The following is a 19,942-nucleotide window of genomic DNA, read 5'->3' as shown; positions in this document are numbered from 1 at the left end:
GGCGGGTCAGGCCTGCTCGCCCTCGGCGGCCTGCTCGCCCTCGGCCGGAGCGGCCTCGGCGGCGGGGGCCTCGGCGGCAGGGGCCTCGGCGGCCGGAGCCTCGGCGGCCGGAGCCTCGGCGGCGGGGGCCTCGGCAGCCGGAGCCTCGTCCTTCTTCTCACCCTCGAGCAGGTCGCGCTCCCACTCGGCGAGCGGCTCGCCCGCGGCCTTCTCGCCCTTGTTGCCGGCGGCCACGCCGGAACGGGAGATGAGGCCCTCGGCGACGGCGTCGGCGATCACACGGGTGAGCAGGGTGACGGAGCGGATCGCGTCGTCGTTGCCCGGGATCTTGTAGTCGACCTCGTCGGGGTCGCAGTTGGTGTCGAGGATCGCGACGACCGGGATGTTCAGCTTCCGGGCCTCACCAACGGCGATGTGCTCCTTCTTGGTGTCCACGATCCAGACGGCGCTGGGCACCTTCTGCATCTCGCGGATACCGCCGAGGGTCTTCTCCAGCTTGGCCTTCTCGCGGGAGAGGACCAGCAGCTCCTTCTTGGTCAGACCGGAGGCCGCGACGTCCTCGAAGTCGATCTGCTCAAGCTCCTTGAGGCGCTGCAGACGCTTGTAGACGGTCGAGAAGTTGGTGAGCATGCCGCCCAGCCAGCGCTGGTTGACGAAGGGCATGCCGACGCGGGTCGCCTGCTCGGCGATGGCCTCCTGCGCCTGCTTCTTCGTGCCGACGAACATGACCGTGCCGCCGTGGGCGACGGTCTCCTTGACGAACTCGTAGGCGCGGTCGATGTACGACAGCGACTGGAGCAGGTCGATGATGTAGATGCCGTTGCGCTCGGTGAAGATGAAGCGCTTCATCTTCGGGTTCCAGCGACGGGTCTGGTGACCGAAGTGGACGCCGCTCTCCAGCAGCTCCCGCATCGTGACGACGGCCATGGCCGTATCTCCTCGAGTTTCTCGGTTGTGCCGCGTCCGCCGGACGGCGGTCGCGCCTGACGCCCGCTGCGCCGTGCCGCGATGGACCGAGAGGCGCTTGGTACGAACCGTTTCCGGATGCCGTACCGGGGCGTGCGAAGTCGACCCGGTGACCCGGATCGCCAGAAGAAGTGTACGGGACCGCCGGGCCACCGGGTGACGCGGCTGTCCACAACCGGGGAGTAGCACACAGACGAAGGAGCCCGGGCGCCGCGGTGCGGGACGGTGAGGGCATGCGACGACGTGTGTGGTGCGGGACGGGGTGGGCGGTCGTGGTGACGGCCGTGGCGCTGATCGCCTTCGGGCGTCTGGCCTGGGCGGATCCCCCGTCACCGCCCCGCACGCCCCCGGCCGGGGTGCCGGCCGTCGCCCGGGGCTGGCCGGTGGGCGCACGGCCCCTGGTCCTGCGCGGCTGGCGGCCCCCGGCGACGCCGTACGGCCCCGGCCACCGGGGCGTGGACCTGGCGGCCGCGCCCGGGACCCCGGTGCGGGCGGTGGCGGCGGGCAGGGTGTCCTTCGCGGGCCGGGTGGCCGGGCGGGGCGTGGTGGCGGTGGAACTGAGGGGGACGGGGCTGCGTACGACGTACGAACCGGTGCGCCCCTCGGTGCGGGAGGGGGCCGAGGTGGCGGCGGGTGAGGTGGTCGGGGTGGTGGAGGCGACGGGTTCGCACTGCGGTGCGCCGGCGTGCGTGCACTGGGGTCTGCTGCGGGGCGGGACCTACCTGAATCCCCTGTCCCTGCTCCCGCCGTGGCTGCTGGGCAGGGGGCCGTCGAGGCTGCTGCCCGTCGTCATCGCCCGGCCCTGCGGCGCTCAGCCCCGCACGCCTCGCAGTCCCATCCCGACCGCCGCCTCCGTCACCGCCGCCGGGTCCTCCGCGCCGGTCTCGATCCGCCGTACCGCCGCGTCCACGACTCCCTGGAGCAGCATCGCCGCCAGTCGCGGCTGCTCGTGCCCCAGCTCCCCCAGCGCCTCGACGATCATCGCGACCAGCTCGCCGTGCGCCGCCCTGATCTTCTCCCGCGCCCCGGCGTCCAGCTCGCTCGCGGAAATCGCCACCACCGCCCGGTGCCGCCGGTCCCCGACGAGGGCCAACTGGCGGCGCACGTACGCCTCGACCTTCTCCTCCGGCGAGTGAGCGCACTCCATCGCCGCGGCCACCTCCGCCGCCCACAGCGGGAAGTCGACCTCGCACAGCTCCTCGACCACGGCCGCCCGTGACCGGAAGTACTCGTACACGGAGGACCGCGCGAGACCCGTCCGCTCGGCCAGCGCGGGGAAGGTCAGCGCCTCCGTCCCGCCCTCGGACAACAGGGAACGAGCCGCGTCCAGCAGGGCGGCTCGCTGCATCGACCGGTGCTCGGCCACGGAGGCCGCTCGAATCCTTGGCACGCCGACCACTTTAGGACGCGCCCGCGCGGACCGGCGCCGGCTCAGCGCCCGAAGCTCGCCAGCTTGGCCCGAAGCTGGAGCACCGACTTGGTGTGGATCTGGCTGACCCGGCTCTCGGTGACCCCGAGCACATTGCCGATCTCGGCGAGGGTGAGGCCCTCGTAGTAGTAGAGCGTGACGACCGTCTTCTCCCGCTCGGGCAGCGTGTTGATGGCCCGCGCGAGGAACCTCCTCAGCTCCCGGTCCTCGGCCACCTCCACGGGGTTGTCCGCGGCGGTGTCCTCCAGCGTGTCCATGAGGCTGAGCCGGTCCCCGCCCTCCCCGCCGACGTGCAGCAGTTCCTCCAGGGCGACCACGTTGGCGAGCGAAAGCTGGCTGAAGACGGCGTGCAGTTCCTCCACCTCCATGCCCAGCTCCCCGGCCACCTCGCTCTCGCTCGGGGTGCGCCGCAGCCGGGCCTCCAGGGTGGCGTAGGCGCGCTCGACATTGCGTGCCTTCTGCCGCACCGAACGCGGGATCCAGTCCAGCGCCCGCAGCTCGTCGATCATGGCGCCGCGGATCCGGGTGATCGCGTACGTCTCGAACTTGATCTCCCGGTCGATGTCGAACTTCTCGATCGCGTCGATCAGCCCGAACACGCCGGAGGAGACGAAGTCGGCCTGCTCGACGTTGGGCGGCAGGCCGACGCTCACCCGGCCCGCCACGTATTTCACGAGCGGCGAGTAGTGCAGGATCAGCTGCTCCCGCAGCCGTTCGTCCCCCGTCGCCTTGTACGACCGCCACAGCTCGTCGAGCGTCGAGGGAGCGGGCGGCCGCACGCTGCCACCGTCGCGGGCGGCTGGGGGGATCGCCGCCCGGTCGGACCCGGAGGTGTGCTGGGGCATTCGTCGCCTCGTGCCGTTCTGCCGTGAAGTGCCGTCAAGTGCCGTGACCGTGAGTGGGGGTGCGCGGGGGTCGTGGGTCGAAGGGGCCGCCTGGGTGAGGTGTCTGTCTGATGTCGAGTTGGCGTGGTCTGTGGAGACGTCTTCGTGAGCGTAGCGTGACTGGGGAGTCGCGGTGTGCGAACGACGAGGCACCACCCCCGCGCGAGGTCCTGGGGGCCGCCTCGCCAGCGCCTTCCGCAGGTCGCTCTGTGTGATGGCCGATGGGTGCCAACTCCGGGAAACCCCAAGGGCGTCGGGCGTTCCCCCGGACGGCCGAACACGCTCGGTCAGCGTGGGGGGCGACCCGTCCGGGCCGAGATCACCGCCTGGCGTGTCAACTTCCAGCCAACGCCATGTCGTTCGACGTATCCAAGTGCTCGGAGTTCGTACAGTCTCGCGATCGCCTCGTCCGGGGTGGTGCGGGCGGCCGGCGCGATCTCCCCGGCGGGGGCCGCGCGGTCGCCGGGCAGCGCGTCCAGGACGCTCCGGGCGGCCGGTGTCAGCAGGTCACGGGGCAGCACCGGGCCGGTGCGCGGCGGGGCCAGGTCGCCCATGTCGCCGACGAGCTCGGCCACCTCGGCGGCGTCGGTGACGAGGGTGGCCTCGCCGCGCAGCAGTTCGTGCACCCCGGCGGAGAGCGCGCTGGTGACCGGGCCCGGCACGCCCATGGTGTGCCTCCCCAGGCGCTGGGCGGCCCGCGCGGTGGCCAGCGAACCGCTGCGGCAGGCGGCCTCCACGACGACGGTGCCTCTGGTCAGGGCGGCGATGACGCGGTTGCGGAGGATGAAGCGGCTCGGGGTCGGGTGGTCGCCCGGGGGCAGCTCGCCGATCACCAGTCCCTGGTGCGCGATCCGCTCGATCAGGTTGGTGTGGCCGCGGGGGTAGGGCCGGTCGACCCCGCCGGCCAGGACGACGACGGTGGCTCCGCCGGCGGCGAGGGCGCCGCGGTGGGCGGCGGCGTCGATGCCGTAGGCGCCGCCGGAGACGATGACCCAGCCGCGCTCGGTGAGTCCGGCGGCGAGGGTGGCGGCGGCGTGGGTGCCGTACGCGGTGCAGGCGCGGGCGCCGACCACGGCGACGGATCTCAGCGCCCACATGCGCAGGCTGGGCCGACCGCGGACCCAGAGCCCGAGGGGCCGGGCGTCCGCGAGGTCGTCCAGCTGCCCCGGCCACTCGGGGTCCCCCGGCGCCACGAACCGCGCGCCCGCCGCCCGCGCCAGCGCGAGGTCCCGCTCCGGGTCGGCCCGCGCGGCACGCGCCACGAGTCCGGCCCACCGCACCTGGCCGACCCCCGGCAACGCCGGGCCACCGCCCTTGACCCGCCGCACCACCTCTCCGACGCCGAACTCCCTCACCCACCTCCCGCCGACCTCGTCCCCCGGCTCGATGACCCGCCCCAGGAAGACCCGTCCGAGCACCTCCTCGTCCGGCTCGCGGGGCGGGCTCTGGCCTGCTTCGCCCATGCCGGCGCTGTTCACGTCAGCGCGCCGATGGCCATCGGGACCCCGCGCGGGACGCCGGTGCGCAGGTGCAGGGCGAGGGCGACGTCGGTGACGTCCGGGCGGTCGCGCCCGACGAGGTCGGCGACCGTCCAGGCGACGCGCAGCACCCGGTCGATGCCGCGGGCGGTGAGCACGCCCCGCTCCAGGTTGCGTTCCGCCTCGTCCATCGCGCCGGTGACGGCGTGGAAGCGGCTGCGCAGCTCCCTGCCGGGTACCTCGCTGTTGGTGCGCCAGGGGGTTCCGGCGAGGCGGGCGGCCGCCCGCTCCCTGGCCTGCCGGACCCGGGCGGCGACGGTCGCCGTGGACTCTCCGCGGGCGCCCGGTGCGGTGAGCTGGGCCCGGGTGACCGGATCGACCTCGACGCGGAGGTCCACCCGGTCCAGGAGCGGACCGGAGAGCCGGGCCTGGTAGCGGCGGATCGCCGACGGCGGACAGTCGCACAGGGCGTCCCGCTGCGAGAAGCGGCCGCACGGGCACGGGTTGGCCGCCAGCACCATCAGGAAGCGCGCCGGAAAGCGCACCACTCCGGCGCTGCGGGCGATCACGACGTGTCCCGATTCCAGCGGCTGCCGCAGGGCGTCCAGGGTCTGGCTGTGGAACTCGGGTGCCTCGTCCAGGAACAGCACACCGCGATGGGCGAGGGGCACCGCCCCCGGGCGGGCGATGCCCGGGCCGCCGCCCACGAGTGACTGCATCGTCGCCGAATGGTGCGGGGCGCAGTACGGCGCGACGTCGATGAGCGGCTTGCCCGGCGGCAGCAGCCCGGCCACCGAATGCACCGCCGTGACCTCCAGGGACTCCTCCCTGGTGAGCGTCGGCAGGACGGCGGGCAGCCGCTCGGCCAGCATCGTCTTGCCCGCGCCCGGCGGCCCTTCGAGGAAGAGGTGGTGTCCGCCGGCGGCGGCCACCTCCACCGCCGTACGGGCCGAGGTCTGGCCGACGACGTCGGCCAGGTCGTGATCCGATTCGTGCTGGGCGGCGCCGAGGCTGTGCATGCCGGTGGCGGCGCCGGTGCCCGGCACCCGCAGGCCGGCCAGGAGCGGGTCCGGGCGGCCCTGCTCGTCCGGCACCTCCTCGGGCACGGGTTCCTCGGCCAGCACGGCGATGAGCTGGCGCAGGCTGCGGACGCCGAGCACCGACACCCCGGGGACCAGTGCGGCCTCCGCGGCGGCGCACTCGGGCACCACCACCTGCTCGTATCCCGCGTCGGCGGCGGCCAGTACGGCGGGCAGGATGCCCCGCACCGGGCGCACCCGGCCGTCCAGGCCCAGCTCGCCGATCATGACGATGTCGGCGAGGACCCGGGGGTCGATCCGTTCCGCGGCGCCGAGCACCGCGCAGGCCACGGCGAGGTCGAACCCTGAGCCGGCCTTCGGCACCGAGGCGGGGCTGAGGCCGACCGTGAGCTTCTTTTGCGGCCACTCGGCGCCCGAGTTCACCACCGCCGCACGCACCCGGTCCCGGCTCTCCGTCAGGCTCTTGTCCGGGAGACCGACCAGGGTGAAGGCGGCGACGCCGGGTTCGAGGTCGGCCTGGACCTCCACGACCACGCCCTCGACGCCGACGAGGGCGACGGAGCAGGTACGGGCGAACGCCATTCAGACCACCCCCCGGGCGTGCTCGACCTGGGGTGCGCCGCGGCCGGGGACGAGCACGCCGATCAGGTCGATGCGGACGCCTCCCGGTGGGGCGCCGCCGTGGGCGTGGATCCAGTGTTCGGCGAGGTCTCGCAGCCTGGCGGCCTTCTCGGGGGTCACCGCGGCCATGGGGTGTTCGTAGCGGCCGCCCGCGCGGGTCTTGACCTCGCAGACGACCAGCATCTCGCCGTCCCTGGCCACGATGTCGATCTCGCCGCCGCGCCCGGCGCGCCAGTTGCGCGCCAGGATGGTCATCCCGGCCTCGGCCAGCCGCCGGGCGGCCAGATCCTCTCCGTACCTGCCGATCGCTTCTCGTGCGTTCATGTCGGCACCACCTCCGGCACCAACCGTCGCGCGACCCGCCCCAACAAGTGGATCTTGGTGGGCTACCGGGCGGTTGTGGAAAACCTCCGCACCCGAAAGCGTGAAGCAGCGGAAACGTGAAGCGGCGAAGGCGTGCGGGGCATCAGCCGCCCGGCAGCTCCAGATCGCTCTTGTTCAGCTCCTCGATGTTCACGTCCTTGAACGTGAGCACCCGGACCTGCTTCACGAACCGAGCCGGCCGGTACATGTCCCAGACCCAGGCGTCGGCCATCGACACCTCGAAGAACACCTCGCCCTGGACCGAGTGCACCTGCATCTCGTAGTCGTTGGTGAGGTAGAAGCGCCGTTCCGTCTCGATCACGTATTTGAACAGACCGACGACATCTCGGTACTCCCGGTAGAGCTTCAGCTCCATCTCGGTCTCGTACTTCTCGAGGTCCTCGGCGCTCATGGCATGTTCCCCTTCAGCCGTGCGATCCCCCCATTGTGCGCCAGTTCTCCTGGCCCTCAGACGATTTCCGTGTCGAGGGTCACGGGGCCGGCCGGGGGACCCTCGTCGAGCAGCGTGCGCAGCAGCCCGGCGAGCTTGGTCGGATACACCGTCTCATGTGCCCGGGCCAGTTCCCGGCACGTCCACCAGCGCGCTCCGGCGACACTGCGCCGCTCCAGCTCCGTCAGGCCCGTCGCCGCGGTCGCGGTCTGGGTCGTACGGGCCAGGTAGTACCACTCGTCCTGGTCCCAGCGGCGCCCCGCGAACGGGAAGGAGCAGCGGCGCCGCCACAGCACCGGGCCGAGGTCGACCTCGGTGATGCCGGTCTCCTCGGCGAGTTCCCGCAGCGCGGCCTCTGCGCGGGTCTCGGCGCCCTCCACTCCGCCGCCGGGGGTGAACCACCAGTCGTCGGCGGGGTCGTCGGGCTCGTGGCCGTGCAGCAGGAGGATGCGGTCGTGCGGGTCCAGGAGGACCACCCGGGCCACCTTGCGCAGCCCACCCTCGTACATCTGTTCGTGCGAGGGTGCGGGTTCAGCGGACACCGGCCGCCTCCGAGCGGGCGGCACGGGCCCGGGAGCGGCCCGCGCGCTTGGCGATCGGGCCGTAGGCGCCGCCGCCGAGGACCAGGACGGCGCCGACGACGATCAGCAACTCGATGGTGGACAGCGGTCCCGGCTGCGAGAGGGTGCCCAGCGCCTCGAATCCGGTGGGGCGCTTCAGCGTGCCCTTCCAGGGGAAGACGACGGCGTCCACCCGGGCGATCACGGCGGTGCGGGCGACGGTGCCCTTGGCGGCGTCCGTGAGGTGGGCGGTGGAGTCCAGGGAGCCCTGGCGTTCGTCGCCGAGCAGGAAGAGCCGGCCCTTGGGGACGGTCACGGTCGCGAAGTTCTGGTTCTCGGCCAGGCTGCCCTTGGGCAGGTACGGCTCCTCGATCTGCTTGCCGTTGACGGTCAGTTTGCCGTCCGTGCAGCAGGAGACGGTGTCGCCGCCGACCGCGACCACGCGCTTGACCACGTTCGAGCCGGTGACCCAGGTGTTGTCGCGGAAGACGACCACGTCGCCGCGGCGCACCTCGCCGCCGTCCACGCGCTGGGCGACCACACGGTTTCCGGCGTCGATGGTGGGGGTCATGGAGCTGGTGGGCACGGTGTAGGGCCGGTAGATCACGGCCGCCCAGGCGAAGCCGCCGAGGAACAGCACCAGACCCAGGGCCACGGCCACTCCGGACAGCCGCTGCCCGAGCCGGCTGCCGCCGGCCGCCGCCGTCCCGGTGCCGCCGCTGCGCGGGGCCGTACGCGTCGTACTCTCACCACCCATGGACCCGCACCCTACCTGTCGGTACCGAGCGAGGTCAGCCCCTCTTTCACGACCTGGGGCACAGCTTTCCCGGAGCTTCACACACGGCCCGGGAAAGCGGCGGCGGAAGAGGGCTCAGCGCTGTCCGGCGGTGGACGTGGGGCGGGCGTCGGAGCGCAGCCGGTCCGCGCGCCTGCGCCGCCACACCACGACCGGCGCGACGGCCGCGACGGCGAGACCCTCGGGGGCGACCGTCAGGGAGGCGGCGGAGGATGCCTGCTGGTCGCCGAGGCCGGGCTGGTCGAAGGTGTCCGGGACGGGCAGGGTGCCCCAGTGGCTGATGGGCCAGGCCTTGACGATGGCACGGCCGACGACCTTGCCGACGGGGACGAAGCCGTGGTTCTTGTCGGTCTGGTTGTAGCGCGAGTCCCGGGAGTTCTGCCGGTGGTCGCCCATCACCCAGATGAAGCCCTTGGGCACCTTCACCTTGAACTGGCCGCCCTGGTCGTCCACGCTGCACGGCGTGTTGCCGGGGTAGACGTACGGCTCGTTCAGCGCCTTGCCGTTGACCAGCAGCGGGCCCGAGCCCTTGCACTCGATCGTGTCACCGCCGACGCCGATCACTCGCTTGATCAGGTCCTTCTCATTGGCGGAGGGCATCAGCCCGACCCAGCTGAGGACCCTCTGCACCGCGTTCGGGTTCGGCGCGGGCTCGCCCGCCAGCCAGTCGTCCGGGTCGTGGAAGACGACGACCTCGCCACGCTCGGGCTCGGAACCGAACCACGGGGTGAGCTTGTCGACCAGGACGCGGTCGCCGATCTGGAGGGTGTTCTCCATCGAGGCCGAGGGGATCGAGAACGCCTGGACCAGGAAGGTCTTGATCAGCAGCGCCAGGACCAGCGCGATGACGACCAGGATCGGCAGCTCCTTCCAGAAGGAGCGCGGTGCCCTGGGCGGCGGCGTGCTGTCGCCCGCGCTCCCGGAGCCCTGTCCGTCGCGCGGGGCGCCGTCGCCGCCCGTCGTGTCATTGCCGGTGGTCATGGCGCCGTCCGAGCCTGATTCGTCCGCCTCCGCGGGGTTCCCGCGGTGCTCCTCGCCGTCGTGTCCCGACCGTGCGCCAACCGCCACATCCCCCACGCCAACTCCTCACTCCGTGCCGCCGCCCGCGCCACAGACGGCGCAGGCCCACCACTCCCATAACGAGCGGGAGTTCCGCAGGGGTCGGGAGCCGGGTCATTCCGTTCGGATTCTCATGGTCAACACTATGCGACAGGGGCTCGGCCGCGGCCGTCCGCCACCCGGCGCGAGCAACGCTTGCAAAGGTTTTAGGTTCCTCCAGCCGCCTCCAGTGGCCGAACGGCCAGCCGATCCACATGGCCCGGCCCACCACCGAATGCACCGAGACCGTGCCGCCGTACCGGGAGTCCCGGTGGTAGCGGGAGTCCGCGGAGTCGGCCCGGTGGTCGCCCATCACCCACAGCCGGCCCTTGGGGACGATGACGTCGAAGCGCATCTCGGAGGGCGAGTTGCCCGGATAGAGGTAGTCCTTCTCGGACAGCGGCACGCCGTTGACGGTGATGCGGCCCTGCGCGTCGCAGCACTTGACGTGGTCGCCGCCGACGCCGATGACCCGTTTGATCAGGTCCTTCTCGTTGTCGGACGGCAGCAGCCCGATGAAGGTCAGGCCTTCCTTGAGCTGTTTGACGACGACCGGGTCGGGCTTCTGCGCCGCCTGTTCGCCCGCCAGCCAGCCGCCGGGGTCGTGGAAGACGACGACGTCGCCGCGCTGCGGCTCGGCGCCGAACCACGGGGTCAGCTTGTCGACCAGGACGCGGTCGCCGATGCGGATCGTCTGCTCCATGGAGCCGGACGGGATCACGAACGCCTGGACGAGGAAGGTCTTCAGGACCAGCGCGATCAGCACCGCGACCCCCACCAGCAGAGGGATCTCCCGAACGGCGGAATGTCTGCGCTTGCGCTTGACCTTGCGCTGGAGCTTCCGCCGTTCCGCGCGGGTGCGGCCGCCGCCGGGCGCGGAGCTGCGCCGGGCCGGGGCGGTGGCCGGCTGGGGGGCGGCGGGGCCGGAGCCCGCGCGCGGCTTGCCGCGGCTACCCATGGGCGCCACCCGTCGCGACGGGCACGCGCGCGTAGGCGGGCGGCCGGGTCAGGTGGGTCCAGTGGGAGTACGGCCAGACGATCCAGTCGGCCCGCCCGATGACGTCGCCGACCGGGATCATGCCGCCGCCCGGCGAGCCGAGGTGGTCGCGGGAGTCGCTGGAGTCGCTGCGGTGGTCGCCGAGGAGGAAGAGGGTGCCCGGCGGCACCACGACGTCGAAGGGCACGCTGGAGGGGCTGTCACCGGGGTAGAGGAACGCCGACTCGTCGACCGTGCGGCCGTTCACCTCGGTCCTCCCCCGCTTGTCGCAGCAGACCACGTGGTCCCCGCCCACCCCGACGACGCGCTTGATGTAGTCGCCGTCCCCGAAATACCCGGTTCCGTCGAACACAACCACGTCCCCGCGGGCGGGCCGGGCGCCGAAACGGTAGGCCAGCTTGTTCACCAGGACACGGTCGCCGATCCGCAGGCCCTGCTCCATGGATCCGCTCGGGATCTGGAAGGGCTGCGCCACGAAGGTGCTCAGCAGGAGCAGGAAGACCAGGCAGACGAAGAGGGTGAGGGTGACGCTGCCGCCCGGCAGCCACTCGGCGATCCGCGCCGGCAACGCGAAACGCGACCGCTCCTCCGGGCCCGGGGAATCCGGGCGGGAGGTGCGGTCGCGTTCCGTCGGCTGTGCTTCGGTGTCCATCGGGGCGAGATGTTATCCGGCCCCGCTGTGACGCCGGGGAGGCGCTCAGCTCTCGCGCTTCTCCTTGATCTTCGCGGCCTTGCCGCGCAGCTCACGGAGGTAGTACAGCTTGGCGCGGCGCACGTCACCACGAGTGACCAGCTCGATCTTCTCGACGATCGGGGTGTGCACCGGGAAGGTGCGCTCGACGCCGACGGAGAACGAGACCTTGCGGACCGTGAAGGTCTCGCGGACGCCGGAGCCCTGGCGACGGATGACAACGCCCTTGAACTGCTGCACACGGGAGCGGTTGCCCTCGATGACGCGGACGTGGACGTTGACGGTGTCACCCGGGCGGAAGGCCGGGAGGTCGCTGCGCAGCGACGCGGCGTCGACGGTGTCGAGCAGGTGAGACATGAGGTCTGCTTTCTTCGCTGATGCCACAGGTCATCAACGGGAGTGAAGATGTACAGGAAGCCGCCGTGCGAGTCGGGACGGGCGTCGTCTCCCCCTGTGGCAGGGGCGCACACCGGACGGGCGCACAGCAGCGGTCTATTGTTCCATGCCCGTGGCCCGGCGCCAAAATCGGCCGTACGCGTGACCGTCCGGGTCAGGTTCCCAGCCCAGGATGGACAGCATCTCGCGGTCCTTCTTGTCGAAGGCGCCGGGGTCGCAGTGCTCGATCAGATCGGGCCGGTTGAGGGTGGTGCGGCGCAGGGCCTCGTCGCGGCGCCAGCGGGCGATCCTGCCGTGGTGGCCGCTGAGCAGCACGTCCGGGATGTCCCGGCCGCGCCAGGCGGGCGGCTTGGTGTAGACGGGGCCTTCCAGGAGGTTCGCCATGGCGCCGGGCGCGAAGGAGTCGTCGCGGTGGGACTCGGCGTTGCCGAGGACGCCGGGCAGCAGCCGGGCGACGGCCTCGGTGATGACGAGGACGGCGGCCTCGCCGCCGGCGAGCACGTAGTCGCCGATGGAGACCTCGTAGACGGGCATCCGGGTGGCGTACTCGTCGAAGACACGCCGGTCGATTCCCTCGTAGCGGGCCGGTGTGAAGATCAGCCAGGGCCGCTCGGAAAGCTCCACGGCGAGTTCCTGGGTGAAGGGGCGGCCGCTCGGGGTGGGGACGAGCAGCGCGGGGGCGTGGGCGCCGCTCTCGTAGCCGTCGGCGAGGACGCTGTCCAGGGCGTCGCCCCAGGGCTCGGTCTTCATGACCATGCCGGGGCCGCCGCCGTACGGCGTGTCGTCGACCGTGTTGTGCCGGTCGTACGTCCATTCACGCAGGTCGTGGACGTGGACGGCGAGCTGTCCGCGGTGGCGGGCCTTGCCGACCAGCGAGACGTTCAGGGGGTCCAGGTACTCGGGGAAGATGGTGACGACGTCCAGGCGCATTACGCCTCTTCCCCCGGTTCGCGGTTCGAGGCGATCTCGGCGCGGTCGTCGATCAGGCCGGGCGGGGGCGTGATCACGGCCTTCTGCTCTTCGAGGTCGATGTCGGCGACGATCTCCTCCACGAAGGGGATCATGACCTCGGTGCCGTCCGGGCGCTCCACGATGAACAGGTCCTGCGAGGGCAGGTGCGAGATCTCGGTGATCCGGCCGACCTCCACGCCGTCCTCGGTGACCACGTCCAGGTCGATGAGCTGATGGTCGTAGTACTCGTCCTCGCCCTCCGGCATCTCCTCCGGGTCCACCTCGGCGATCAGCAGGGTGTTGCGCAGGGCCTCGGCACCGGTCCGGTCGGTGACGCCCGCGAAGCGCAGGAGCAGACGACCGCTGTGGACGCGGCCCGTCTCGATGGTCAGCGGCCCCGCGGCGGCGGGATCCGTGGCGAGTACGGCGCCGGGCGCGAGCCTCAGCTCCGGCTCGTCGGTACGTACCTCGACGGTGACCTCGCCCTTGATGCCATGGGCACGGCCGACCCGTGCGACTACCAGCTGCACCTGTCCAATTCTCCTGTCATCTCCTGCGCGTGTCCTGCTCGCGTGCCGCGCTCACGTGTCGTGCTCACGTGTTCCTGCCGATACGACTACGGGCCGGGGACGGCCAAGTGGCCCTCCCCGGCCCGAGCCGGTTGCTTTGAAGCGTCAGCGGACGTTGTCCACGTCGACCAGGTCGACGCGGACACCGCGACCGCCGATGGCGCCCACGACGGTACGCAGAGCGCGCGCGGTACGACCGTTACGGCCGATCACCTTGCCGAGGTCGTCGGGGTGCACCCGGACCTCCAGCACGCGCCCGCGGCGCAGGTTGCGCGAGGCGACCTGCACATCGTCAGGGTTGTCGACGATGCCCTTCACGAGGTGCTCAAGCGCCTCTTCGAGCATGCTGCTCAGGCCTCGGTCGACTCGGACTCAGCCGCGGCCTCGTCCTTCTTCTCAGCCTTCTTCTTCTGGGTGATGGCCTCACCCTTGGCGTCGTCGGCGCCACCGAGGGCCTCGAACGACGGACGGGCCGGCTTCGGCTCGGCGACGAGCAGCGGCGCGGGAGCCGGCTCGCCCTTGAACTTCTGCCAGTCGCCGGTCTTCTTCAGGATGGCGAGGACCGGCTCGGTCGGCTGGGCGCCGACACCGAGCCAGTACGCCACGCGATCGGCGTCCACCTCGATGACCGACGGGTTGTAGGTCGGCTGGTACTTGCCGATCTCCTCGATGGCCCGGCCGTCACGGCGGGTACGGGAGTCGGCGACGACGATGCGGTAGTGAGGCGAACGGATCTTGCCCAGACGCTTCAGCTTGATCTTGACTGCCACGGGAGTGGGTTCTCCTGGTTTTGACGTGGTAGGGCACGGCGAGCTGCCGCGTGGGGTTGCGGTACCCGAGTGCCCGACGGACGCGTCAGCCGGAGGAGAGAGGGGTCCTATGCGGCTGTCGAGTACAGCCATCCATTCTGCCATACCCCGCGGACCGCTCTCGGCCGGGGCCGGGGCGGGCCCGCGGGGGTCACGGCCCCGCGCCCGCCGGCCTGGGGTGCCGACGGGCGCGGTGTGGTCGTGGTGTGGGGGTCCGGCACCCACGAGATGCCGGGGCGAGCGGTCAGGCGGCGCCTGACATTTCCGGGATGCGGAAGGGTTTGCCGCAGCCGCCGCAGACGATGGGGGCCTGGGCGAGGACGGAGGGGACCACGCGTACGTTGCGACCGCAGTCGCACACGGCCTTGACGCGGACACCCCCGCCGGAGGAGCCGTGCCGGGCGGCCGGGCCCCGGAAGGTGCGGGAGGTGTTGTCCTCCGTCGTGGCCGCCGAGTGCGCCTTGAGGGCGCGCTGGAGGCGCTCGATGGTCGGCCGGTAGCGCCGCTTCGCCTCGGGGTTGAGCGTGACCAGCGAGAAGCCGCTGCTGGGATGCGGCTCCTCGGAGTGGTCCAGGCCCAGCTCCTCGGCGATCGAGAGGAACCGTCGGTTGTGGTAGCGGCCGGCGCGGGAGGTGTCGCGGACCCCGCGCGCGGCGGCGATGCCGTGGACTGCCTCATGGAGCAGTCGTTCGAAGGAGAGTTCGTGTCCGCACGCGGACGACGACTCTCCGATCAGGGACTCTGGCGCGGCAAGATCCGGCAGATCGGGGTGGTACCGCTGAATATCGGCCCACGCCTGTGCCAGCTCTGCGGCGAGAACAGGTGGTGTCTGTGTCGTGCTCACGTAATGACAACGAGCGGAGGGCACGCTGTGTTCCTATTCCGGGGCATCCCAAATAATTTGCACGTACCCGTCAGTTGGCACTGATGCGTCGCGACGAGGGCGCGTGCGCTGATCTGCGGAGGAAGGCCTACAGCTCGTACCAAGCCGGTGCGTAGGCGGCACTACGATCCGCCCAGTACGCCCTGTCACGACGACGGCCCGCGGATCCGCAAGGGGTGATTCGGCCGCTCTCGGCAGCAGGCCTCACTCGGGTCAGCGCCCGTGACGGTCGCGACGTTACCGTGCGCGACCGCACCCCTCGGCACCGGCCCGTCCTCCGGCGTGGACACGCTAAGGGCGGGTTGATGTCCGGGACGTGAATTCTCGCCACACCGGCACACCGCGCCCAAGCGGGCCTCCTCGACCCCTGGACGGCGCCGCGAGGCGGGAGTTACCTGGCATACGTGGCACGTGCGCGAGGACGCGCACGCAGGCCGCACACGGCCGGGCACAGCGGCGAACCGTCGGCGGATGGGGGCGCTTATCCATGACAGCTTCGCTCGTACGGCGGCACCCGCCGCAGCCGGATTCCACGGCTCACGAGAACTCCCCGGCCCGCGCGCGGGACTGGGCCGAGATCCAGGAACGCATGCTCGTCCCGCTCCACGAGGCCGTGTACGAACGGCTCGGCGTGGGCCCGGGAACCCGCCTCCTCGGCCTGTGCTGCGGCTCCGGCCTCGCCCTGCTCCTCGCGGCCGCCCGCGGCGCCGCCGTCACCGGCGTCGACCCCGGCACCGACCCCGGCCTCCTGGCCCTCGCCCGCGAACGGCTGCTCCCGGCCGGCGCGGACGGCGGCCCGGGCCCCGTCCGGGCCTCCCTCGCCGACCCGATGGGCGAGGCGGCCCCGTTCACCCTGATCACCGCCCTCGAACCGGTCCGCCGCGGGGGCACTCCCCAGGAGCTGGGCACCCTGCTCGCGGAGGCGCTCCCCCACGCCGTCCCCGGCGCCGCCGTGGTGCTCGCCGGCTGGGGTCCGCAGGAACGTTGCGCCACCTCCACCGTGCTGCGGGTCGTCACGAAACTGGCTGATCCTTTGCGCCGTACGGGCGGTTGGCGCCCGGCCCGGCGGGACGATCTGGAGGAGGCCGCCCGGCGGGCGGGGCTGCGACCGGACGACTCGGGACGGGTCTCCTGCCCGTTCGGATACGCCGACCCGGACAGCGCGGTCCGCGGACTGCTGGCCACGGGGCTCTTCGACGCGGCGATCGAGGCGACCGACGCCAGGCAGGTCGACAAGGAACTGACGGAGGCACTGCACCCCTACCGCCGCCCGGACGGCACCGTCTGGATGCCCAACGTCTTCCGGTACCTGATCGCCCGCGTCCCCTGACCCGGCGCCGGCGCTCACCTCGGCTCCTCGGGGTCCTTCCCCAGCCGCGTGATCCCGGCGATCCGGTACGCGTCCGCCTCCTCCAGCGTCTCTTGCTCCAGCAGCGCCTGCGCCAGCGCGTCCAACTGCCCGCGGTGGTCCCGGAGCTTGCGCCGCGCCTCGTCGTAGCACTCGTCCACGATCCGCCGCATCTCGGTGTCGATCACATCGAGCGTCCCCGGCGCGGCGGCGAGCCCGTACGCCTGCTGGGCGTCGCTCGGCAGGGCGGACAGCCGGCCGACCCGCTCGCTCATGCCCCAGCGGGCCACCATCCCGCGCGCGATGTTCGTCACCTGTTCGAGGTCGCTCTCCGCACCCGTGGTGACCACGCCGTAGACGACCTCCTCCGCGGCCATGCCGCCCAGCGCACCGATGATCCGACCGCGCAGGTACTCCTCCGAGTGGGCGTACCGCTCCACCTCGGGCGTGGACATCGTCACCCCGAGCGCCCGCCCGCGCGGCACGATGGTGATCTTGCGAACCGGATCCGCGCCGGGCTGGAGCATGCCGAGCAGCGCGTGGCCGCTCTCGTGATACGCCGTACGCCGCCGGTCCTCCTCCGGCATCACCAGGGTCCGCTCGGCACCCAGCTGGACCTTCTCCAGCGCCTCGGAGAGATTCGCGCCGGTGACCCGCCGCTGCTTGCGCTTGACCGCGAGCAGCGCGGCCTCGTTGGCGAGGTTGGCCAGGTCCGCGCCCGTCATGCCGGGCGTCGCGCGCGCCAGCCGGGCCAGGTCCACGTCCGGCTCCAGCGGCACGTCCCTGGTGTGGATCCGCAGGATCGCCTCACGGCCCGCGCGGTCCGGCGGGGCCACGGTGACCACCCGGTCGAAGCGGCCGGGGCGGGTCAGCGCCGGGTCCAGGATGTCGGCGCGGTTGGTCGCCGCGATCACGATCACGCCCTCCGAGCCCGAGAAGCCATCCATCTCGGTGAGGATCTGGTTGAGCGTCTGCTCGCGCTCGTCGTGACCGCTCATGGCCGAACTGCCACTGCGCGCCCGGCCGATGGTGTCGATCTCGTCGATGAAGATGATCGACGGCGCCACCTTGCGGGCCTCGGCGAACAGCTCGCGCACCCGGGACGCGCCGACTCCGACGATCATCTCGATGAACTCCGACGCCGAGGCCGAGAAGAACGGCACCCCGGCCTCGCCCGCCACCGCCCGCGCGAGCAGCGTCTTACCGGTGCCCGGCGGCCCCGCGAGCAGCACGCCCCGGGGCAGCTTCGCGCCCATCCGGCGGTAGGCGTCGGGGTGCTCCAGGAAGTCGACCACGTCGTCCAGCTCGCCCTTGACCTCGTCGATCCCGGCCACGTCCGCGAACGTCGTGCGCCTGGTCTCCGGCTCGGGCCCCACCGGCTTGGGCGGCGCCCGGCGGCCGAACAGACCGCCCGCGCCGGGCAGCGCGCCGCCGAGCCGGCGGGCGAAGAAGACCCACACCAGGACCAGGACGAGGATCGGGATCAGGGAGAGGAGCAGATTGGACAGGAAACTGCGTTCCTGCACCACGGGCCGGGCGGTCACCGTGACGCCGTGACTGCTCAGGTTCTGCCACAGCCGGTCGTCCGCGAAGGCCGGGCGCTGCGTCTTGAACCGGGTGTACCGCCCGCCGCCCTCGGGGTTGTTCCGCGCGCTCTTCAGCTTCCCCTGGATCGCGTCGCCCTTGGAGTAGATCGTGGCGACGTTGCCCCCGGAGACCTGCCGGCTGAACTCGGTGTAGGAGATCGTCGGCTGGTTGCCCTGGCCGAGGTAGTTCAGGCCGACGTAGGCCAGCAGGAACACGATCACGGCGGTGACGAGCAGCCCCCACCACTTCCCGCCGCGGAGCCCTCCGCCACCGGACCGCCGGGGCCCGTCGGGGGTGCCCTCGGCACGCCACGGCTGCTCCGGGTCCTTGCGCGGGGGCGCCGCATTGCTCATACAGGGACGTTACGGCAGATATCGGCGCACGGCACATGGTGAAGGGCGCCCCCTCGGCAGAGGAGGCGCCCTTCGGGGCCGGGGCCGTACGGCCGTCAGCCCATGAACTTCTTGAACTCGTCCGGCAGCTCGAACTCCTCGCCGGCCTGCTGGGGCAGCCCGAACGCGTTGCCGCCCTGGGCCGCGGCCTCGCGGCGCTGGGCCTCCTCCAGCTCCTGCTGCTTGCGCTTCATCGGGTTGCCGGAGCGCTGCTTGCCCTTGGCCTTCTTCTGCTGCTTCTTCTGCCGGCCGGGGCCGCCGCCCATGCCCGGGATCCCCGGCATGCCCGGCATGCCGCCGCCCTGGGCCATGCGGGACATCATCTTGCGGGCCTCGAAGAACCGCTCGACCAGCCCCTTCACGGCGCTGACCTCGACGCCGGAACCCTTGGCGATACGGGCGCGGCGCGAGCCGTTGATGATCGTGGGGTCCTGGCGCTCGCCCGGCGTCATCGACTTGATGATCGCGGCGGTGCGGTCGACGTCGCGCTCGTCGATGTTCTGGATCTGGTCCTTGATCTGGCCCATGCCCGGGAGCATGCCGAGCAGCTTGGAGATCGAGCCCATCTTCCTGACCTGTTCCATCTGGGACAGGAAGTCGTCCAGGGTGAAGTCCTGGCCCTTCTTGGACGCCAGCTTCGAGGCCATCTTGGCGGCCTCTTCCTGGCTGAAGGTCTTCTCCGCCTGCTCGATCAGGGTGAGCAGGTCACCCATGTCGAGGATGCGGGAGGCCATCCGGTCGGGGTGGAACGCGTCGAAGTCGTCCAGCTTCTCGCCGTTCGACGCGAACATGATCGGCTTGCCGGTGATCTGCCGGATGGACAGCGCGGCACCACCGCGGGCGTCACCGTCGAGCTTGGAGAGGACGACGCCGTCGAAGCCGACGCCGTCGCGGAAGGCCTCGGCGGTGTTGACGGCGTCCTGGCCGATCATCGCGTCGACGACGAACAGGATCTCGTCCGGGGAGACGGCGTCGCGGATGTCCGCGGCCTGCTGCATCATCTCCTGGTCGATGCCGAGGCGGCCGGCGGTGTCCACGATCACGATGTCGTGGACCTTGGCCTTCGCGAACTCGATGGAGTCCTTGGCGACCTTGACCGGGTCGCCGACGCCGTTGCCCGGCTCGGGCGCGTACACGGCGACGCCCGCGCGCTCGGCGACGACGCTGAGCTGGTTGACCGCGTTGGGGCGCTGGAGGTCACAGGCGACCAGCAGCGGGGAGTGGCCCTGTTCCTTGAGCCAGCGGCCGAGCTTGCCCGCGAGGGTGGTCTTACCGGCACCCTGGAGACCCGCGAGCATGATCACGGTGGGCGGGTTCTTGGCGAAGCGGAGCCGCCGGGTCTCGCCACCGAGGATGGTGACGAGCTCGTCGTTGACGACTTTCAGAACCTGCTGGGCCGGGTTCAGCGCCTTGGAGACCTCGGCGCCGAGGGCACGCTCCTTGACGTTCTTGATGAACGTACGGACGACAGGAAGGGCCACGTCCGCTTCGAGGAGCGCGATGCGGATCTCGCGCGCCGTGGCGTCGATGTCCGCCTCGGACAACCTGCCCTTGCCGCGGAGGTTTTTGAAAGTCGCGCTGAGGCGGTCGGAGAGGGTATCGAACACGGTGGCGTCGGTCCTCGGGGTCGGAG

The 19,942-nt window shown here is 71.7% G+C and carries 21 protein-coding genes and 1 pseudogene; 2 read left to right on the top strand and 20 right to left on the bottom strand.

Features of this window, described 5'->3' with window-relative positions; genetic code table 11:
- Nucleotides 1-6 precede the first annotated feature (6 nt).
- Nucleotides 7-927: a 30S ribosomal protein S2 gene (gene rpsB / locus AB0927_RS07150; protein ID WP_366666522.1), complete on the bottom strand. Its 921-nt coding sequence runs from the start codon at nt 925-927 to the stop codon at nt 7-9.
- 347 nt (nt 928-1,274) lie between these two features.
- On the opposite strand from rpsB, the pseudogene AB0927_RS07145 reads away from it, so the two are divergent.
- Nucleotides 1,275-1,757 (top strand): annotated as a pseudogene (locus AB0927_RS07145) (M23 family metallopeptidase); the annotation flags it as partial.
- A 20-nt stretch (nt 1,758-1,777) separates the two neighbouring features.
- Here the strand turns inward: AB0927_RS07145 and AB0927_RS07140 are convergent.
- The 17 genes from AB0927_RS07140 to AB0927_RS07060 all read right to left on the bottom strand — a co-directional run bounded on the left by AB0927_RS07140 (nt 1,778) and on the right by AB0927_RS07060 (nt 14,943).
- Nucleotides 1,778-2,332, bottom strand: a complete 555-nt coding sequence (locus tag AB0927_RS07140) for a helix-turn-helix domain-containing protein (protein WP_366666623.1) — start codon at nt 2,330-2,332, stop codon at nt 1,778-1,780.
- Nucleotides 2,333-2,397: 65 nt separating this feature from the next.
- Nucleotides 2,398-3,240, bottom strand: coding sequence for an RNA polymerase sigma factor WhiG (whiG, locus tag AB0927_RS07135; protein WP_366666521.1), 843 nt, complete (start codon nt 3,238-3,240; stop codon nt 2,398-2,400).
- Nucleotides 3,241-3,566: 326 nt separating this feature from the next.
- Nucleotides 3,567-4,742: a DNA-processing protein DprA gene (gene dprA / locus AB0927_RS07130; protein ID WP_366666520.1), complete on the bottom strand. Its 1,176-nt coding sequence runs from the start codon at nt 4,740-4,742 to the stop codon at nt 3,567-3,569.
- Nucleotides 4,743-4,753: 11 nt separating this feature from the next.
- On the bottom strand, nt 4,754-6,379 hold the full coding sequence (locus tag AB0927_RS07125; protein ID WP_366666519.1) for a YifB family Mg chelatase-like AAA ATPase: 1,626 nt from the start codon (nt 6,377-6,379) through the stop codon (nt 4,754-4,756).
- Nucleotides 6,380-6,742, bottom strand: a complete 363-nt coding sequence (locus AB0927_RS07120) for a YraN family protein (RefSeq protein WP_366666518.1) — start codon at nt 6,740-6,742, stop codon at nt 6,380-6,382.
- Between the two features lie 142 nt (nt 6,743-6,884).
- Nucleotides 6,885-7,193, bottom strand: a complete 309-nt coding sequence (locus tag AB0927_RS07115) for a DUF2469 domain-containing protein (RefSeq protein ID WP_003965949.1) — start codon at nt 7,191-7,193, stop codon at nt 6,885-6,887.
- 56 nt (nt 7,194-7,249) lie between these two features.
- A complete protein-coding gene (locus AB0927_RS07110; RefSeq protein WP_366666622.1) occupies nt 7,250-7,741 on the bottom strand; it encodes an NUDIX hydrolase in 492 nt (163 codons plus the stop codon).
- 22 nt (nt 7,742-7,763) lie between these two features.
- Entirely contained in the window at nt 7,764-8,549 is a 786-nt protein-coding gene (gene lepB / locus AB0927_RS07105) for a signal peptidase I (protein WP_366666517.1), read from the bottom strand.
- A gap of 114 nt (nt 8,550-8,663) precedes the next feature.
- Nucleotides 8,664-9,665, bottom strand: a complete 1,002-nt coding sequence (lepB, locus tag AB0927_RS07100) for a signal peptidase I (protein ID WP_366666516.1) — start codon at nt 9,663-9,665, stop codon at nt 8,664-8,666.
- Entirely contained in the window at nt 9,553-10,644 is a 1,092-nt protein-coding gene (gene lepB / locus AB0927_RS07095; protein ID WP_366666514.1) for a signal peptidase I, read from the bottom strand. The genes lepB (AB0927_RS07100) and lepB (AB0927_RS07095) overlap by 113 nt, the downstream gene beginning before the upstream one ends.
- Nucleotides 10,637-11,335, bottom strand: coding sequence for a signal peptidase I (lepB, locus tag AB0927_RS07090; protein ID WP_366666513.1), 699 nt, complete (start codon nt 11,333-11,335; stop codon nt 10,637-10,639). Before lepB (AB0927_RS07090) ends, lepB (AB0927_RS07095) begins: the two co-directional genes overlap by 8 nt.
- Nucleotides 11,336-11,380: 45 nt before the next feature.
- Nucleotides 11,381-11,731: a 50S ribosomal protein L19 gene (rplS, locus tag AB0927_RS07085; RefSeq protein ID WP_285560267.1), complete on the bottom strand. Its 351-nt coding sequence runs from the start codon at nt 11,729-11,731 to the stop codon at nt 11,381-11,383.
- A 135-nt stretch (nt 11,732-11,866) separates the two neighbouring features.
- Entirely contained in the window at nt 11,867-12,700 is an 834-nt protein-coding gene (gene trmD / locus AB0927_RS07080) for a tRNA (guanosine(37)-N1)-methyltransferase TrmD (protein WP_366666512.1), read from the bottom strand.
- On the bottom strand, nt 12,700-13,251 hold the full coding sequence (gene rimM, locus AB0927_RS07075; RefSeq protein ID WP_366666511.1) for a ribosome maturation factor RimM: 552 nt from the start codon (nt 13,249-13,251) through the stop codon (nt 12,700-12,702). The genes trmD and rimM overlap by 1 nt, the downstream gene beginning before the upstream one ends.
- Before the next feature lie 144 nt (nt 13,252-13,395).
- On the bottom strand, nt 13,396-13,635 hold the full coding sequence (locus AB0927_RS07070; RefSeq protein ID WP_029385578.1) for an RNA-binding protein: 240 nt from the start codon (nt 13,633-13,635) through the stop codon (nt 13,396-13,398).
- A gap of 5 nt (nt 13,636-13,640) precedes the next feature.
- Complete coding sequence (gene rpsP, locus AB0927_RS07065; protein WP_366666510.1) at nt 13,641-14,060, bottom strand: 30S ribosomal protein S16; 420 nt, start codon at nt 14,058-14,060, stop codon at nt 13,641-13,643.
- A gap of 283 nt (nt 14,061-14,343) precedes the next feature.
- Nucleotides 14,344-14,943 carry a hypothetical protein gene (locus AB0927_RS07060; protein WP_366666509.1) on the bottom strand — a complete coding sequence of 200 codons (600 nt, stop codon included), beginning with the start codon at nt 14,941-14,943 and terminating at the stop codon, nt 14,344-14,346.
- A gap of 526 nt (nt 14,944-15,469) precedes the next feature.
- On the opposite strand from AB0927_RS07060, the gene AB0927_RS07055 reads away from it, so the two are divergent.
- A complete protein-coding gene (locus AB0927_RS07055) occupies nt 15,470-16,312 on the top strand; it encodes an SAM-dependent methyltransferase (protein WP_366666508.1) in 843 nt (280 codons plus the stop codon).
- A 14-nt stretch (nt 16,313-16,326) separates the two neighbouring features.
- Here AB0927_RS07055 and ftsH read toward each other — a convergent pair whose 3' ends face one another.
- Both ftsH and ffh read right to left on the bottom strand, forming a co-directional pair.
- A complete protein-coding gene (gene ftsH / locus AB0927_RS07050; protein WP_366666507.1) occupies nt 16,327-18,270 on the bottom strand; it encodes an ATP-dependent zinc metalloprotease FtsH in 1,944 nt (647 codons plus the stop codon).
- A 95-nt stretch (nt 18,271-18,365) separates the two neighbouring features.
- Nucleotides 18,366-19,916, bottom strand: coding sequence for a signal recognition particle protein (ffh, locus tag AB0927_RS07045; RefSeq protein WP_366666506.1), 1,551 nt, complete (start codon nt 19,914-19,916; stop codon nt 18,366-18,368).
- Nucleotides 19,917-19,942 lie beyond the last annotated feature (26 nt).

This window comes from Streptomyces sp. NPDC048106 (assembly GCF_040706415.1).
In the GTDB taxonomy this organism is placed as follows: domain Bacteria; phylum Actinomycetota; class Actinomycetes; order Streptomycetales; family Streptomycetaceae; genus Streptomyces.
This window is presented reverse-complemented; position numbering and strand designations above follow the sequence as displayed.

Bases quoted from the DNA above. Each gene is read 5' to 3' on its own strand.
- AB0927_RS07125 (WP_366666519.1), bottom strand. From the start codon at position 6,379: ATGGCGTTCGCCCGTACCTGCTCCGTCGCCCTCGTCGGCGTCGAGGGC.
- trmD (WP_366666512.1), bottom strand. From the start codon at position 12,700: ATGCGCCTGGACGTCGTCACCATCTTCCCCGAGTACCTGGACCCCCTG.
- AB0927_RS07055 (WP_366666508.1), top strand. From the start codon at position 15,470: ATGACAGCTTCGCTCGTACGGCGGCACCCGCCGCAGCCGGATTCCACG.
- AB0927_RS07120 (WP_366666518.1), bottom strand. From the start codon at position 6,742: ATGAACGCACGAGAAGCGATCGGCAGGTACGGAGAGGATCTGGCCGCC.
- dprA (WP_366666520.1), bottom strand. From the start codon at position 4,742: ATGGGCGAAGCAGGCCAGAGCCCGCCCCGCGAGCCGGACGAGGAGGTG.
- AB0927_RS07115 (WP_003965949.1), bottom strand. From the start codon at position 7,193: ATGAGCGCCGAGGACCTCGAGAAGTACGAGACCGAGATGGAGCTGAAG.
- lepB (WP_366666514.1), bottom strand. From the start codon at position 10,644: ATGGGTAGCCGCGGCAAGCCGCGCGCGGGCTCCGGCCCCGCCGCCCCC.
- AB0927_RS07110 (WP_366666622.1), bottom strand. From the start codon at position 7,741: ATGTACGAGGGTGGGCTGCGCAAGGTGGCCCGGGTGGTCCTCCTGGAC.
- whiG (WP_366666521.1), bottom strand. From the start codon at position 3,240: ATGCCCCAGCACACCTCCGGGTCCGACCGGGCGGCGATCCCCCCAGCC.
- lepB (WP_366666513.1), bottom strand. From the start codon at position 11,335: ATGGACACCGAAGCACAGCCGACGGAACGCGACCGCACCTCCCGCCCG.
- ftsH (WP_366666507.1), bottom strand. From the start codon at position 18,270: ATGAGCAATGCGGCGCCCCCGCGCAAGGACCCGGAGCAGCCGTGGCGT.
- rplS (WP_285560267.1), bottom strand. From the start codon at position 11,731: ATGTCTCACCTGCTCGACACCGTCGACGCCGCGTCGCTGCGCAGCGAC.
- rpsB (WP_366666522.1), bottom strand. From the start codon at position 927: ATGGCCGTCGTCACGATGCGGGAGCTGCTGGAGAGCGGCGTCCACTTC.
- lepB (WP_366666517.1), bottom strand. From the start codon at position 8,549: ATGGGTGGTGAGAGTACGACGCGTACGGCCCCGCGCAGCGGCGGCACC.
- AB0927_RS07070 (WP_029385578.1), bottom strand. From the start codon at position 13,635: ATGCTCGAAGAGGCGCTTGAGCACCTCGTGAAGGGCATCGTCGACAAC.